Genomic DNA, 14,683 nt, shown 5'->3' with positions numbered 1-14,683 from the left:
TGCTAGCCGACCGCGCGACCAATGTCGGTTTCAGCCGGATGACTTGTCCGGGCAAATCACCTCCAACCGGCCGCCCGGTCCGGGATGAATGGCCAGCCTGAAGTCGTGCAGCTTCACGATCGCAGCCACAAGATTGAGGCCAAGTCCCATGCCCGGAGTATTTCTGATCTTGTCAGACCGGTAGAAACGGCGCAACACGGCCTCACGCTCCTGATCGTTGATGCCGGGGCCGGTATCGCTGACGCGCACGATGGTTTCGCCGCGTTCGCGTAGCAGTTCAATATCGACCCGGCCGCCTTCCGGCGTGAACTTGATGGCGTTGTCGATGAGATTGGCGACTGCCTCGAACAGCAGATCACGATCGCCGCGCACGCTCAGGCGCTGTACCGCCCCCACCCGCAGGTCGATACTCTTGTTTTCGGCGATCGGTTCGTAGATATCGCATGCTTCGCGCAGAATTTCGTGCAGCGAGACGGTGCCGAAAGCCGCCGACCGTCGGCTGTTTTCGATTTCGGCCAAACGCAACAACGCCGTGATGATCGCCAGTGACTGGTCAATATTTGAGGTCGCCTTGTCGACGACCATCTGGAGCTGCTCCAACGTGGCTGCGTTGGTGCGGCCGCGTTCCAGCGTCAGCCGCGCCCGCGTCAACGGAGTTCGCAAATCGTGGGCGATGTCGTTGCCGACTCCGGCAAGCGCGTTGATCATCGTTTCCATTTCATCGAGCATGCCATTGACGATGACCGTCAGCCTCGAAAATGGCTCGTCAACGTCGCTGTGCGGGAGCCGTTCGCGCAGATCACCGGCGATGATGCGCTGGACGCGCTGATTGACTTCATCGACCCGCTTCTGTGCCCGCATGCTCAGCCACGCGCCCGCCAGCAGGCATAGACAGAGCGCAGGCAGCAGACCGAGCGCCAACGCTTGAGCGACAACATGGGAGACCTCCTTGGTTTCGTCGACCTCGCGACCTGTGACCAGTACCTCGCTGTTGGCGATGCGCCGGGCGATTGCACGGATCACATGGGTCTCTTGTCCGGCTGGCAGCGTCCGCTCGACCAAGACGCTCTGGACGGAATCATTCGCCTGGAGATCAGGTGGAAACCGCTCCAAGTTGCCCGCTATCCTGCGGCCGTCTGCGCCGAACAGGCCGACATACTGAACACCGCGGGAATCCTCCTTCAAATGGTCACTGATCGCGTCCAGCCGGCGTTCGCTGGGCAAGCCGGCGATGAAATTCAATTGACTGGCGATCATCTTGTCGGATCGCGCGATCAAGTAGTGATCGGCCTGCCAATAGATAACGCCGAACAGCACGATGACGAAGGTGGCGAGCACAGCCGCCACCGCCATCGCCCACCGAAAGGTGTTCGAACGTATGATGTGAGACCGATTCATCGGATTTCGTCCCGCGGATTTCCCGCTCAACGTCAGCGGCGGCGCGTCGTCGGCTTCCATCTGATCTTTATGGTGCGGTTCTGAGAATGAAGCCGGCCCCGCGGACATTGTGGATCATGGGAGAGTCGCCCGGTCCGTCTACCTTGTGGCGCAGCCGGCCCATATGCACATCCACCAGGTTCGTCGTCGGAACGAATTTGTAGTTCCAGACTTCCTCCAGAAGCATGGCGCGTGTCAGCAACTGATCGCTCCGTTGCATCATGTATTCGAGCAAACGGAACTCGCGCGGCAGGAGGTCGATCACCCGTTCGCCGCGTCGGGCGGTACGCTCGATCAGATCGAGCTCCAACGGCCCTACCCGCAGCGTCGTCTCGCGCGATTCCGTCGGCCGGCGCAGCAGCGCCTCGATTCTGGCGACGAGTTCGACCAGCGCGAACGGTTTGGTGAGATAGTCGTCACCTCCCATCCGCAATCCGCGTACGCGATCATCGACCGCTCCCAGGGCGCTCAGCACCAGTACCGGCGTGCGGACCAGATCCTTCCGCAGGGCCTCGATCACCGTAAGGCCGTCCATTCCCGGCAGCAACCGATCGACGATCATCGCGTCGGGCCGCAACGCGCGCGCCTTGTCGAGGCCTTCGATGCCGTTGGCCGACCATTCGACTTCAAAACCTCGATCGGCGAGTTCGGCGGTGATCTCCTCAGCGGTTTCGCGGTCGTCCTCGATCAGAAGCACTTTTGTCATCGGTCCGTTCCCGGCCGTCGCCAAGGCGTTCGCGCCGCGCCCCGTGCTCGAGCCTGAATTCCGTGGGGCCCTATGCTTGCTCGAGACCAAAGGCATAATGTCATCAGCCTGCAAATGCCATGAGAAAAGAGTAGGACGGCGCCGACCCGCCCCAGCAGGGGGACAGAAGGCGTGGCGGACGCCGTCCTTCGGCCAGTCACCGCGTCTGAGGGGCAAGCTCGGTGGGCCGCTCAATTGACAGATACGCTTCCGTAAGCAGCTGCACCATTAAATAGCATTTTAGGATCGGGCTGCCGGCAGCATTGCTTGCGCATAGCGCTCGATCTGGAGGACGCCGGGAAGGTCGTCTCGTGCCAGGCATCGACGGACTCTTCGTCATGCTTTCACACATGCTGATCCCAGCATGATGGCGGTTGTCAGCAGCCGGCACCGCGTCGGGAGCGGTCCCTACCGGTCTAGAGCGCGATGAGATCAGGTTGAATCGTCATCACGCTCTAGCTTGTTGTCCAAGGACGATCTTTTCGGAAGACCGCTTCGCTCTTTTCCGGATCATGCTCTAGCTTGTCTGATTTCTGTTCGCGGGGCGTACCGTGACCTTGCTGCCGTCCGCCAGATTGACGATCGGATTGAGAATGACCTGATCACCAGGCTTGACGCCGTCGTGCACCTCAACTTCCGTGCCGAAGTCACGCGCGATCGTGATCTTCTGAAATCGAGCAGTTCCGTTCGCCACCACGGCGACATGTATGCCGTTCTGATCGAACACAACCGCGTCGGCTGGTATGATCATCGAGGGCGTCTTGCGCGGGATAAACAGCTCGACGGTGCAATAAATTCCGGGATTGAGCGCCCCATCCGGATTGGGAACGTCGATTTCGGTTAGCAGCGTTCGGCTGCCAGGCTGCAAGGCCGTCGCAATGCGTGTAACCTTGCCTGGAAAAGTCCGATTTGGAATCTCAGGTACACGCACCGCCGCATCCACCCCCGGCACAATCCCGTAAGCCTCATCCTGCGGAACGAAGACCTGGGTGCGGATCACGTCTGGGTGCATCAGCGTAAACATGAAGGTCGAGCCCGACGTTACCAGACTGCCGTTGTCGATGTTGCGCTGTGTGATCACACCGTCGAATGGCGCCACCACGCGTTGGTAGGCTTTCTCCTGTTCGAGGATTCGGATCTGGGCATCCTGGGCGGCGATATTCGACTCAGCCACTCCCACCGCTGCCTGCTGCGCCTGCAGGGTCAGCCGATCATTGTCGCCCTGCTGAAGGGTCAACCATCCCTGCTTCACCAGATTGCTGTCGCGCGCGTTGGTGACCCGGGCAAGTTCGTGGCTCGCCTGCGTCTGCTGCAGCGTCGCCCGGTTCTGGGCCAGCGTCGCTTTGGCCTGCGTAATCTGATGGTCGAGTTCCGGCGCGGTAATGTCCGCCAGCAGGGTTCCTGCCTTGACCCGGTCGCCAATATCGACGTAGCGCTTTTCGATGTAGCCGGTGGCACGCGCAAAGATGTTCGCCGCCTCGAACGCCGTCGTGGTCGCCGGCAAGGTCACATTGATCTTGCTGTCGCTGGCGCGCACCGCGGCCACCCTCACCTCGGGAACGAATGTCCTGCTCCGTTGCGCGGTCGCCGCGACGTCGCGCTCGGCCTGATAATGGCGCCAGCCTCCCGTTGCAAGGCCGGCCATCAGCAACACGAGCGCTCCGCCGCCGATCAGCGCGCCGCCGTAACCACGCCGTTTGCGCACCGGCTCCGCTGCTGGTGCAGCGACACGATCGGTCTCAGGATCAGGCCGGTCCCGGACATCCTGCTCTTCTGAGAGCACACGCATCTCGGTCATTGAGGCACCTCTTCGAATACGCCATGGTGAGGCTTTCCGTCGTTGCCCTTGCGCAGCATGGCGAACAGGTAAGGCACGATCAGCAAGGTCGTCGGGGTCGCAAACAGCAGACCGCCGATGACGGCCCGCGCAAGCGCAGCATTCTGTTCTTCGCCGGCGCCGCCGATCGCCATCGGGATCATGCCGACGATCATTGCGGCGGCAGTCATCAACACGGGACGGATTCGGGTGTGGCCGGCGCTCAGCGCGGCCTCGAACGCGGAATGCCCCTTCAACTGCTGCTCGCGCGCGAAGGTCACCAGCAGGATCGAGTTGGCGGACGCGACCCCGACCGCCATGATCGCGCCCATCAGCGACGGTACGTTCAACGTCGTCCCGGTGATGAACAGCATGGTGACGATGCCGCAAAGCGTCGCCGGCAGAGCCAGGACCACGACGAAGGGATCGCCGAAGGTCTGATAGTTCACGACCATCAACAGATAGACGAAGACAGCGGCGAACAGCAGCCCGATGCCCAGATTCCGGAACGAGTCGTTCATGCTCTGGATCTGTCCGATCACCTGAATCGAGTTGCCGGGCTTCAGCCCCTTCTGCAGCTCCGCGGTGACCTTGTTGATTTCGGCTGCGACACTGCCGAGGTCGCGGCCCTGCACGCTGGCGTAGACATCATAAATCGGCTGGATATTGGCCTGGTTGGAGTTGGTCGCGACCGTGCCGCGCTTGAACGTCGCGACATTGCTGAGCATGCCGGGGACGATCTGGCCGCTCGCAGCCTGCGAGGTGGACACCGGCGTGTTTGCGAGCGCATTCAGCGAGTTGATCTTGTATTCCGGCGTCTGCACCGCAAGATAGTACGGGATTCCGGAGACCGGATCGGTCCAGAAGTTCGGCGACACCTGCTCCGACGAACTGAGGCTGACGTTGATGTTGGTGGCGATCGTGCTCGCATTGAGGCCGAGCGACGCAGCACGGGTCCGGTCGATCTGAGCGAAGAATTCCGGGCCGTCGACTTCCTGCTGCAGATGCGCATCGACGATACCTGGAATTGCCGCGAGCCGTTGCCGCAGTTCCCTTGCCACCGCCAGGTTGTTCTTGTCGTAGCCTACCGTTCGGACGTCGATTTGGGCCGGCAATCCGAAATTGAGGATCTGCGTCACCATATCGGCCGCCTGAAAATAGAAGGTGACATCCGGAAATGCGGCCGGCAGCACCTGACGCAGTGTCTTGACGTAATCCGCGGTCGGCTTGTGGCCGTCCTTCAGCTCCACCTGTATGACGCCATCGTTGATGCCGATCGTCGAGCCGTCGGCGAAGGCCAGGTTGTAGGCTCGCGCCGGCAAGCCCATGTTGTCGACGATCAGACTTCGCTCTTTTTCCGGAATGACCTCGCGGATCTTGTCCTCGACGGCCTGAAATATCTTTTCCGTGCTTTCAATGCGGGTCCCGGCGGGAGCGCGAACGTGAAGCTGGATCTGGCCGCCGTCGATGAGCGGAAAGAAATCCCGCCCAACCAGCAGGAACATCGCGGCACCGAGGCCGAGTACCAGCACGGCAACAACAGGCACGATCGCTCGCCGGCGCAGCAGCATCGTGAGGACTTCCAAATATCCACCGCGCAGCCGCTCGAAGCCGCGATCGAATCCGGCGGTCATCCGCGAAAACGGCCCGGTCTGACCGGCATGGTCGGTGTGGCGCCGTTCACCCTTGAGCAGCAGGCCGATCGTAATCGGCGTCAGTGTTCGCGACAATCCGTAGGAAGCCAGCATCGCAAACACGACGGCATAGCCGAGCGGCGTGAACAGGTATTTGGCAGGTCCGTCGAGGAACACCACCGAGGTGAACACGCAACTGATGGCGAGTGTCGAAACCAGGGTCGGCACCGCGATTTCGGCGGCGCCGTGCAGCGTCGCCTCGGAGAGCGGCATGCCTTCCTCGGTCCACAAGCGATGGGTGTTCTCGATCGTCACGGTCGAATCATCGACCAATATGCCGACCGCCAGCGCCAGGCCGCCCAGCGTCATGGTGTTCAGCGTTTCGCCAAGAAAGTGAAGCACGACAAGCGACGACAGGATCGCCAGCGGAATTGAAATCATCACCACGACCGTCGAACGCCACGACCCCAGGAAGACCAGGATCATCAGCGCAGTGAGACCTGCCGCTATGGCTCCCTCGCGCAGCACGCCGTTGACGGAACTTGTGACGAATACCGACTGGTCGAACAGCTCGCTGATCTTCAGCCCGGCCGGCGCGGCGGCCCTGATCGCCTGCAGGGCGTTCTTCACCCCATTGACGACGGCGAGCGTCGAGGCATTGCCGTTCTTGATCACGCTGAGCAGGACCGAGCGGCGGCCATCCTCGCGTACGACATTCTGTTGCACCATGGCTCCGTCGCGGACCTGCGCCACGTCCTTCAAGAGGATGGTTGCGCCGTTCGCGAACTTGACCGGCATTTGATTGAGATCGTCGATCGTCGACGGCGTCGCGTTGGTTCGTACGGTGTATTGGATGTCTCCAATCTTCGCCGTCCCCGAAGGCAATGTCAGATTCTGCGTATTGACTGCATTCACGATGTCGAGCGGCGTCAGCCCTCGCGACAGGAGCTTGTCCGGATCAATGTCGACCATGATCTGACGATACTTGCCGCCCGCCGGCGTCGGCAGGGTGACGCCGGGAACCGGCGCCAGCTGCTGTCGGACGCGGTAGATGCCGAAATCGTAGAGCTGCTGCTCATTCAGGTTATCCGAACTGAGGCTGAGCTGCAGCACGGGAACGCTCGATGCATTGAACTGCACAACGATCGGCGGCTGGATGCCGGGCGGCATAAGCGCTCGGATGGAATTGGTCGCGGACACGATTTGCGCGATGGCGAGATCGAGATTGACGTCCGGCTGGAAAGAGATCTTCTGGATCGACAAACCATTGAGGGTCTGCGCTTCCATGTTCTTGATGCCGTTGACGTTGGCGCTGATCGAATACTGGCTGTAGGTGGTGACGCGCTGCTCCATCTCCGGCGTCGTGAGGCCGGTGTATTGCCAGATCACGGTGACCACCGGAATGCGTATTTCCGGAAAGATGTCCGTCGGCATCGACCGGATAGCGGCGACGCCAAGGAACAGGATCAGGGCAGCGACCACATAAAACGTATGCGGGAATCGCAGCGCAAATCGAACTATGCCCATGATCTATCCTCGCGGTGCGGCGCCACGACCGCGACCGGTCATTGAGACATTCTCATTCCGTCATGCGCGTCGGATCCGCCAGTCGGGGTCGGCCGCTGGAGAACAGCATGGGGCCGCTCCGACGGCTGCGCCACTGCTGACGTCCCATCGCTCACGGCGTTTTGCATGACCGTGATCACCCGTTGCTGGGTCGCTACGATCTGCCGAGCCAGACGGCGAAGCCGCGCGTTGTGGCCGTATTCCAGTTCGTTCTTCGCCATATCAACCGCACCCTGATGGTGTGGCACCATCATTGCAACGAAATCACGATCGATATCGCCGGACGGCTTGATCGTCATGCCGGCCATCATCTTGCGCATGGCAGCGGCGTTCCTTGACATAAACGCCTGCTCCTTCGCGTATTCTTGCCGCTCCGCCGCATACTCGACGCGGTCAAGGCCATGATGCCGGCTCGTTGGGTCCTGTGCCATGGCGAACGATGTCGCCGTAACTGACGCCGTCGCCGCCATCGAGATTAGCCGTTTGCGGATGAAGGCTCGCGAAAACAGCATCATATTGCCTCCGAGCGTAGTCTGTCGTTGCCGGCGTGGATTTCCACAGCCAGCTTTCACGCTTCGTCGATACTTTTGCAGGGGTCACCCCAACGAATTTCACGATAGCCCAACGGAGCTCCGTGACCCTGCGAACATGAGCTGCAGACGTCGGGTTCTCAATTAAAAACCGATTTAGAGTTTCGAACCGGGATGACGGTTTGACGAGCCGAGTACCGATCGCGTGAACGACGCTTGAGGCGACGCCGGCATGGTCGCGGCGAATAGAACCAAAGGTCGATCGCTATCGACTTCACGCCGCTGATGGCAGCTGCGGAGTAACGCAGCCAGCTTTGCGGACCGGCGGCCACTGCGGCCGCGCCGCTCACCCTTCGAAGCAACGCATCTTTCTCTGGCGCACCCGGTCAGAGCGCGTGGCACGCCCACGCTTGCGATCGCACCCGCTCGCGCGCGCAACGCGGGTCTTTGCCGTGACGGCAATGTAAACGTTCGTATGATCCTTCCATCCTTCATCCATAGATGCGACCGCACCCGTGTACAATTGAGCCGCCATTCCTGCGCTTCTAATCTCGGTGCCAGCCACCTGCAGTGACTGTCTACTTCTCCGGCCCAACGGATCGACCCGCGAAGACGAGGTTTTCGATGTATCAGCTGCGTGAGCTCCCGACGAACATCGTCACGTCGCAGCAGATGCGGCACGAACGCCCGGCCACTCTGTATCCGTTCTGGTCGGAACCGTTGTGAACCGATGCCCTCGTAATACCGCCGTCCACGAGGCGGGAAAGGCCCGAACGCTTCACCCCGTACAAGGCCGTGATCAACCGATCACAGGGACGACATCGTCGATCTGGCGACAACGAATCTCCGGCGAAAGAAATTTGACCATGAAGATCATAGCCATCTCCTCTCCTCGCCGGCGAGTGCTGCGCCGCTCCGGTATGTCGATACGAGTGCCCGATTTTGTCGCGCTCATGAAGCCTCGCGTGATGTTGCTCGCGGTGTTCACCGCATTCGTCGGGATGATGATTGCGCCGGCTTCGCTCGATCCACTCCACGGCACGCTGGCGCTGATCGCAATCGCTGTCGGGGCCGGTGCCGCCGGGGCGCTAAACATGTGGTCCGATGCCGACATCGACGCCGTGATGACCCGCACCGCGCAGCGTCCGATCCCTCGCGGCAGAGTTTTTCGCCGGGAAGCACTGAGGTTCGGACTGTTCCTTTGCTGTGCCGGGGTCCTCCTCCTCGGCATGGCGACCAATGTCGCAGCCGCCGGTCTGCTCGCCTTCACGATCTTCTTCTATATCGCCGTCTACACTCTCTGGCTGAAGCGGATCACGCCCCAGAACATCGTCATCGGCGGGGCCGCCGGCGCGCTTCCTCCAATGATCGGCTGGGCCGCCGCCACTGGAGACATCGGGCTCGAGCCGATCGTTCTGTTCCTGATCATCTTCCTTTGGACGCCCCCGCACTTCTGGGCGTTATCGCTCAACCGCGCCGACGAATACCGGCGCGCGGGCGTTCCCATGCTCCCGGTCGTTGCCGGGAGGGCCGCAACGACGCGCCGGATCTTCGTCTACAGCGTTCTCCTGGTTCCGACCTCGCTTCTGCCAACCGCGTTGGGATATGCGGGCGTAATGTACGGTGTGGCAGCGCTCGGCTGCGGCGCGGTCTTCCTTACGCTGGCGTTACGGCTACGCCGGAGCCCCGACACCGATCGGCAGGCGCCACAACGTCTGTTCCTGTTTTCGATCTCCTATCTGTTCATTCTGTTTGCTGCCCTGCTTACTCACGGCATCGTCGATCGATCATCATGGACGACTTCGACCCGTGACGACGCTTGGCGGAACACGCCATCCGTCCCGGCTGCGGTCCTGCAGACACCACCCCGCACCGCAATCGCCTTCGTGGCTGCCAGATTCGACGAGGCTTGAGATGCGCTATGGTCTGCTTGCCCTTGCCCTGCTCAGCGTCACACTCGGCGGCTGCTCCGAAGGCGTCCTCAACCCCAAGGGACCCATTGCGGCAGCCGAGCGGATCATCCTGTTCAATTCGCTCGGTATCATGCTGGCGATCGTCGTTCCGACCATCCTCGCCACGCTCGCAGTCGCCTTCTGGTTTCGCGCGTCGAACCTGCGCGCAGCATATTTGCCGGATTTCGAGTATTCGGGGCGCCTCGAGCTGCTTGTCTGGTCGATCCCCGCCATGACGGTGCTCCTTGTTGGCGGCGTCGCGTGGGTTGGCGCGCACGACCTCGATCCGCGCAAGGCGATCGCCTCGACAGCCAAGCCTGTCACCGTTCAAGCCGTCTCGCTCGATTGGAAATGGCTTTTCATCTACCCCGAGCAGGGGATCGCCAACGTCAATCATCTGACGGTGCCGGTGGGCACGCCGATCAGCCTCGAACTGACCTCGGCGACCGTGATGAACAGCTTCTTCGTGCCCCAGCTCGCCGGCCAGATCTACACCATGTCCGGAATGGTGACGCGGCTTCAGCTTCAGGCCGACCATGCCGGCAGCTATCCGGGGTTCTCCGCCATGTTCAGCGGTGACGGATTCTCCGACATGCGCTTTACGGTCGATGCAGTCGATAGCGCCGATTTTGCGCAATGGGTTGGCAAAGCTCGCGAAGCCGGCCCTGTGCTCGACGTCCGATCCTACGCCGACCTCGTCAAGCCCAGCAAAGCAGTCGCGCCGTTCACCTACCGCGCCGTTGCCGCCGATCTGTTCAGCGGCATCACGAACACCGCATCGACGGCGGACATCTCATCCCCACCAATCTGTTCAACGTCGCAGAGGGCCGAACGATGACTCTCCTTGGCAAGCTTGACTGGAGCGCGATTCCCTTTCAGCAGCCGATCGTGATGGGCGCAACGGCGTTCATGGCGCTTGTCGTGCTGGCTGTCCTCGGCTTCGTCACGATGAGGGGAGCCTGGCCCTATCTGTGGCGCGAATGGCTCACCTCGGTCGACCACAAGCGCATCGGCGTCATGTACTGCATGCTAGCGCTCGTCATGCTGCTGCGCGGCTTCAGTGATGCGATCATGATGCGGGCGCAGCAGGCAGTCGCTGCCGGTGGATCACAAGGTTACCTGCCGCCGGAGCACTTTGACCAGATCTTCTCGGCGCACGGCACGATCATGATCTTCTTCATGGCGATGCCGTTCGTGGTCGGGCTCATGAATTTCGCGGTACCGCTGCAGCTCGGCATCCGCGATGTCGCCTTCCCGACGCTCAACTCCGTCAGCTTCTGGCTGACCGCCTCGGGCGCACTGTTGATCAACGTTTCGTTGGCCGTCGGTGAATTCTCGAAGGCCGGCTGGTGGGGTTATCCCCCACTGAGCGAATTGCAGTATTCGCCGGGCGTGGGCGTCGACTACTATCTTTGGTCCCTGCAAATCTCTGGACTTGGCACCTTGCTGTCGGGGATAAACTTCGTCACGACCCTACTGAAGATGCGCGCGCCCGGCATGGGCTATATGCGCATGCCGGTTTTCTGCTGGACCGCGCTTGCGACCAATCTGCTGATAGTGGCCGCCTTTCCGGTGCTGACTGCGGTTCTCGCGATGCTGCTGCTCGATCGCTATCTCGGCTTCCACTTCTTCACCAACGACGGCGGCGGCAATCAGATGTTGTACGCCAACCTGTTCTGGGTCTGGGGGCACCCGGAAGTCTACATCCTGATCCTGCCGGCGTTCGGCGTGTTTTCCGAGGTCATCGCGACCTTCTCCGGCAAGCCGCTGTTCGGATACCGCTCGATGGTGGCCGCGACGATGGCGATCTGCGTGCTCTCCTTTCTCGTCTGGCTGCACCACTTTTTCACCATGGGCGCCAGTGCAAACGTCAACGGCTTCTTCGGCGTCATGAGCATGATCATCGCTTTGCCGACCGGTGTGAAGATCTACAACTGGCTCTTCACGATGTATGGCGGCCGGGTTCGGTTCTCGGTACCGGTGCTGTGGTCGATCGGCTTCATGGTGACCTTCATCATCGGCGGCATGACGGGCGTGCTCCAGGCGGTGCCCCCGGCGGACTTTCAGCTGCACAACAGCCTGTTCCTGGTGGCGCACTTCCACAACGTCATTATTGGCGGCGTCCTGTTCGGCGCGATGGCGGGATACACCTACTGGTTCCCGAAGGCCTTCGGCTTTGCGCTTGACGAACGTTGGGGAAAAGCGGCGTTCTGGTGCTGGTTCGTCGGATTCTATCTCGCCTTCATGCCGCTTTATCTGCTCGGCCTGATGGGCATGACCCGCCGCATGCAGCATTACGACAATCCGGCGTGGCAGCCCTGGCTAATCGTCGCGATGGTCGGCGCGGTCGTGATCCTGGGCGGTATCGTCTGCCAGATCATCCAGCTCGTGGTGTCGGTCCGCACCCGCGACAGGTTGCGCGTCACCGCGGATCCATGGAATGGCCGCACGCTCGAATGGGCGACCGCGTCGCCACCGCCAGCATGGAATTTTGCCCTGGCGCCGACCGTCACGGGAAAGGATGCTTTCTGGACCAGCAAGCAGGAGCAGGCAGGCAACGACAAGGCGGGGCCGCTACCAGCTTACGAGCCGGTCGAAATGCCGAAAAACAGCGCCACCGGCTTTGTCAGCGCCTTCTTCGCCGTGGTCATCGGCTTCGCGATGATCTGGCACATCTGGTGGCTGGCCAGTGTGGGCGTGCTCGGCGCATTCGTAACGCTTCTTGCCTTCGCATTCCGCGGGCACGCGGAATTCGAAGTGGCCGCCGAGCAGATTGCCGAGTTCGAGCAGGCGCATCAGGCAGGAGCTGTCGCATGAACATCGCCGTCGCGATCGATACGACCCCGCAGGAAGCGCTGCCAAGAGCGAGCGAAGCGGGCCCTGCCTCGAAGCGGATCGTGGTCACCTACGGCTTCTGGATATTTCTGTTGAGCGACATCGTGATGTTTGCCGCGCTGTTTGCGAGCTACGCGGTCCTCGTTCACGCGACGGCAGGAGGTCCAGCGGGCGCCCGGTTGTTCAATCAGACCACGGTGGCGATCGAAACCGTCTGCCTGCTCCTCTCGAGCTACACTTGCGGACTGATGTCGCTCTCCGTCAATTCCAGCAATCGTCTCGGAATGTATCTGGGCGCCCTGATCACATTTGCGCTCGGTGCGGCATTTCTCACCCTCGAGCTCCGCGAGTTCGCCGACATGATCGCTCGCGGCGCGACGCCGCAGCGTAGCGCCTTTCTTTCTGCCTTCTTCACGCTGGTCGGCTGCCACGGGCTGCACGTCACTCTCGGACTGATCTGGCTTGTGGTGATGATGGTCCAGGTGACGGTGATGGGGTTCGTCAGCAGCGTGCAGCACCGGCTGCTCTGCTTCTCCTTGTTCTGGCACGCGCTCGACATCGTCTGGGTCGGCGTTTTCACCGTGGCTTATCTGATGGGAGTAAGCCCATGACCGACATTCGATACGATCGCGCTCCAGGAGACATCCCGAGCGAGGAAATGCGGGCATCGGGCCTCTCCGAGGCGCTGATCTACACCATCGGCGTGCTGGTGGCGTTCGTCCTGACGGCAACGTCGTTCTGGGTTGCGAACACGTCGCTGCTCTGGCCGGGCGGTGTGGGCCTCGGCCTCGCGGTGCTCGCCATCGCCCAAATGGGCATTCACCTCGTCTTCTTCCTGCATATCACCAGCGGCCCGGACAGCACCAACAACATTCTCGCGCTCGCCTTCGGCCTGCTCATCGTCTTCGTGGTGGTCGTTGGCACGATCTGGATCGTAACGGATATGAATGACAATATGCTTATGCCATCGACCGACCACACAATGCATGTGCAGCATTGAAGCATGTCCCGCGATCAGGTCCGCTGGCGGCCGATATAAACGAAACGTGACTTGGGCCTGCCGTTCCCGCTCCCTACGTGTCGCCGCAATGATCCAACGCCGGGAGCTTTGAATGCGTGCACTTCTCTGTGTGACGGTCGGGCTCCTGATGAGCGGCAGTGCCTGCCCGGCGCAAGTCTCGACCATGGGCACGACCGCCATGGGGATTGCGACAACACCGGGAGCGATCGTGTCGTCTCCGCTGTCGGGACCCAGTCCGTTTTCCAGCCTTTTCTCCGCCGCGACAATTCCAGGAGCGCCAGCAACCACCTTGGCCTCTCCGCCGCTGGCAATGGATCCAACGCTTCCCGGAACAAGCGTGAACTGCTCGCCGACCGCGGTGGAGCTTTCCCCGTCAGTACTGAGCGTGACCTCCACAAGCAACAGCGCTTCTGCGAGCCCGACCGCAATGATGAGCCCATTGGGCACCATCACCAGCATGTCAGGCCCGACTGCCTCGCCGACGACAGGCGGTAGCCTGGCGCTGACTTTGCCGACGGCAGTGCCCGTGATCATCGAGGGTTCGGTCACTGGCAGCACGACAGGCACGGTCACACCGGCATCTGCGCTCGGAAGCGCCACGCCGGGAAGCTCTTGCACGTCGGCGCCAGGCAACACGCTGACCAACGCTGCGGCGTTGCCGGTCTCGATTCCCGATATACCGCCAAGTCCGCCGCCCGGAACCATTCAGTCGCCAACGGCCGATCTTGAGCCGACCGACACCAGCATCAGTCTTGTGTCGAGCGTCATGCCGACACCGAACACGGCCGCATGTACCGAAAGCATTTCGATCAATCTTTCCAACCCGGCCACGATGGCTCCAGCCAACGCGTCCGGCGCTACCGCTACGCCGGGCGTGTCACCGCCTTCCGGTTGCTAGACATAACTCTCGATGGCACCGCAAGTCAGAACAGCCATAGCGCATGCCGGAAGCTGATCTCACGCAATCAGCGAATCAATGACGGCGCTGTTCGCGTCGTTCGCGCAAGCGTGATGTTCGCTCTCCGAACTTCCCCGAAGGCAGCACCTATATAGCTATGGTCTAGAAAATTTCCGCAGGAAGCGTTCTCCACCGAGCCGCAGTGATCGCCGGCGCTAGTTCTCCGCACACAACAACACGGAGAACGAC

Annotated in this window: 11 protein-coding genes; 6 read left to right on the top strand and 5 right to left on the bottom strand. The window is 61.4% G+C overall.

Features of this window, described 5'->3' with window-relative positions:
- Positions 1–30: 30 nt before the first annotated feature.
- The 5 genes from ABIB78_RS28850 to ABIB78_RS28830 all read right to left on the bottom strand — a co-directional run bounded on the left by ABIB78_RS28850 (position 31) and on the right by ABIB78_RS28830 (position 7,713).
- A complete protein-coding gene (locus ABIB78_RS28850; RefSeq protein WP_429030658.1) occupies positions 31–1,398 on the bottom strand; it encodes a sensor histidine kinase in 1,368 nt (455 codons plus the stop codon).
- A gap of 67 nt (positions 1,399–1,465) precedes the next feature.
- Positions 1,466–2,143 carry a response regulator transcription factor gene (locus ABIB78_RS28845; RefSeq protein WP_429030655.1) on the bottom strand — a complete coding sequence of 226 codons (678 nt, stop codon included), beginning with the start codon at positions 2,141–2,143 and terminating at the stop codon, positions 1,466–1,468.
- A 556-nt stretch (positions 2,144–2,699) separates the two neighbouring features.
- Positions 2,700–3,980, bottom strand: a complete 1,281-nt coding sequence (locus ABIB78_RS28840) for an efflux RND transporter periplasmic adaptor subunit (RefSeq protein WP_429030568.1) — start codon at positions 3,978–3,980, stop codon at positions 2,700–2,702.
- On the bottom strand, positions 3,977–7,159 hold the full coding sequence (locus tag ABIB78_RS28835; RefSeq protein ID WP_429030565.1) for an efflux RND transporter permease subunit: 3,183 nt from the start codon (positions 7,157–7,159) through the stop codon (positions 3,977–3,979). The genes ABIB78_RS28840 and ABIB78_RS28835 overlap by 4 nt, the downstream gene beginning before the upstream one ends.
- A gap of 38 nt (positions 7,160–7,197) precedes the next feature.
- Positions 7,198–7,713, bottom strand: a complete 516-nt coding sequence (locus ABIB78_RS28830; RefSeq protein ID WP_429030562.1) for a DUF305 domain-containing protein — start codon at positions 7,711–7,713, stop codon at positions 7,198–7,200.
- An 881-nt stretch (positions 7,714–8,594) separates the two neighbouring features.
- Here ABIB78_RS28830 and ABIB78_RS28825 point away from each other — a divergent pair.
- The 6 genes from ABIB78_RS28825 (at position 8,595) to ABIB78_RS28800 (ending at position 14,434) form a co-directional block, all read left to right on the top strand.
- A complete protein-coding gene (locus tag ABIB78_RS28825; protein WP_429030653.1) occupies positions 8,595–9,641 on the top strand; it encodes a heme o synthase in 1,047 nt (348 codons plus the stop codon).
- 1 nt (position 9,642) lies between these two features.
- On the top strand, positions 9,643–10,518 hold the full coding sequence (gene cyoA / locus ABIB78_RS28820; protein ID WP_429030559.1) for a ubiquinol oxidase subunit II: 876 nt from the start codon (positions 9,643–9,645) through the stop codon (positions 10,516–10,518).
- Positions 10,515–12,497, top strand: coding sequence for a cytochrome o ubiquinol oxidase subunit I (gene cyoB, locus ABIB78_RS28815; protein ID WP_429030556.1), 1,983 nt, complete (start codon positions 10,515–10,517; stop codon positions 12,495–12,497). The genes cyoA and cyoB overlap by 4 nt, the downstream gene beginning before the upstream one ends.
- Positions 12,494–13,126 (top strand): cytochrome o ubiquinol oxidase subunit III, encoded by a 633-nt coding sequence (gene cyoC / locus ABIB78_RS28810; protein WP_429030554.1) that lies wholly within the window; start codon positions 12,494–12,496, stop codon positions 13,124–13,126. Before cyoB ends, cyoC begins: the two co-directional genes overlap by 4 nt.
- The gene (gene cyoD, locus ABIB78_RS28805; RefSeq protein ID WP_429030552.1) at positions 13,123–13,515 is read left to right on the top strand and encodes a cytochrome o ubiquinol oxidase subunit IV; all 393 of its coding nucleotides are present in this window, start codon (positions 13,123–13,125) and stop codon (positions 13,513–13,515) included. Before cyoC ends, cyoD begins: the two co-directional genes overlap by 4 nt.
- Before the next feature lie 112 nt (positions 13,516–13,627).
- Positions 13,628–14,434 (top strand): hypothetical protein, encoded by an 807-nt coding sequence (locus ABIB78_RS28800; RefSeq protein ID WP_429030549.1) that lies wholly within the window; start codon positions 13,628–13,630, stop codon positions 14,432–14,434.
- The last annotated feature ends 249 nt before the right edge of the window (positions 14,435–14,683 follow it).

The organism is Bradyrhizobium sp. I1.14.4 (assembly GCF_050435825.1).
Classification (GTDB): domain Bacteria; phylum Pseudomonadota; class Alphaproteobacteria; order Rhizobiales; family Xanthobacteraceae; genus Bradyrhizobium.
This window is presented reverse-complemented; position numbering and strand designations above follow the sequence as displayed.

Bases quoted from the DNA above. Each gene is read 5' to 3' on its own strand.
- ABIB78_RS28850 (WP_429030658.1), bottom strand. From the start codon at position 1,398: ATGAATCGGTCTCACATCATACGTTCGAACACCTTTCGGTGGGCGATG.
- ABIB78_RS28845 (WP_429030655.1), bottom strand. From the start codon at position 2,143: ATGACAAAAGTGCTTCTGATCGAGGACGACCGCGAAACCGCTGAGGAG.
- ABIB78_RS28840 (WP_429030568.1), bottom strand. From the start codon at position 3,980: ATGACCGAGATGCGTGTGCTCTCAGAAGAGCAGGATGTCCGGGACCGG.
- ABIB78_RS28835 (WP_429030565.1), bottom strand. From the start codon at position 7,159: ATGGGCATAGTTCGATTTGCGCTGCGATTCCCGCATACGTTTTATGTG.
- ABIB78_RS28830 (WP_429030562.1), bottom strand. From the start codon at position 7,713: ATGATGCTGTTTTCGCGAGCCTTCATCCGCAAACGGCTAATCTCGATG.
- ABIB78_RS28825 (WP_429030653.1), top strand. From the start codon at position 8,595: ATGAAGATCATAGCCATCTCCTCTCCTCGCCGGCGAGTGCTGCGCCGC.
- cyoA (WP_429030559.1), top strand. From the start codon at position 9,643: ATGCGCTATGGTCTGCTTGCCCTTGCCCTGCTCAGCGTCACACTCGGC.
- cyoB (WP_429030556.1), top strand. From the start codon at position 10,515: ATGACTCTCCTTGGCAAGCTTGACTGGAGCGCGATTCCCTTTCAGCAG.
- cyoC (WP_429030554.1), top strand. From the start codon at position 12,494: ATGAACATCGCCGTCGCGATCGATACGACCCCGCAGGAAGCGCTGCCA.
- cyoD (WP_429030552.1), top strand. From the start codon at position 13,123: ATGACCGACATTCGATACGATCGCGCTCCAGGAGACATCCCGAGCGAG.
- ABIB78_RS28800 (WP_429030549.1), top strand. From the start codon at position 13,628: ATGCGTGCACTTCTCTGTGTGACGGTCGGGCTCCTGATGAGCGGCAGT.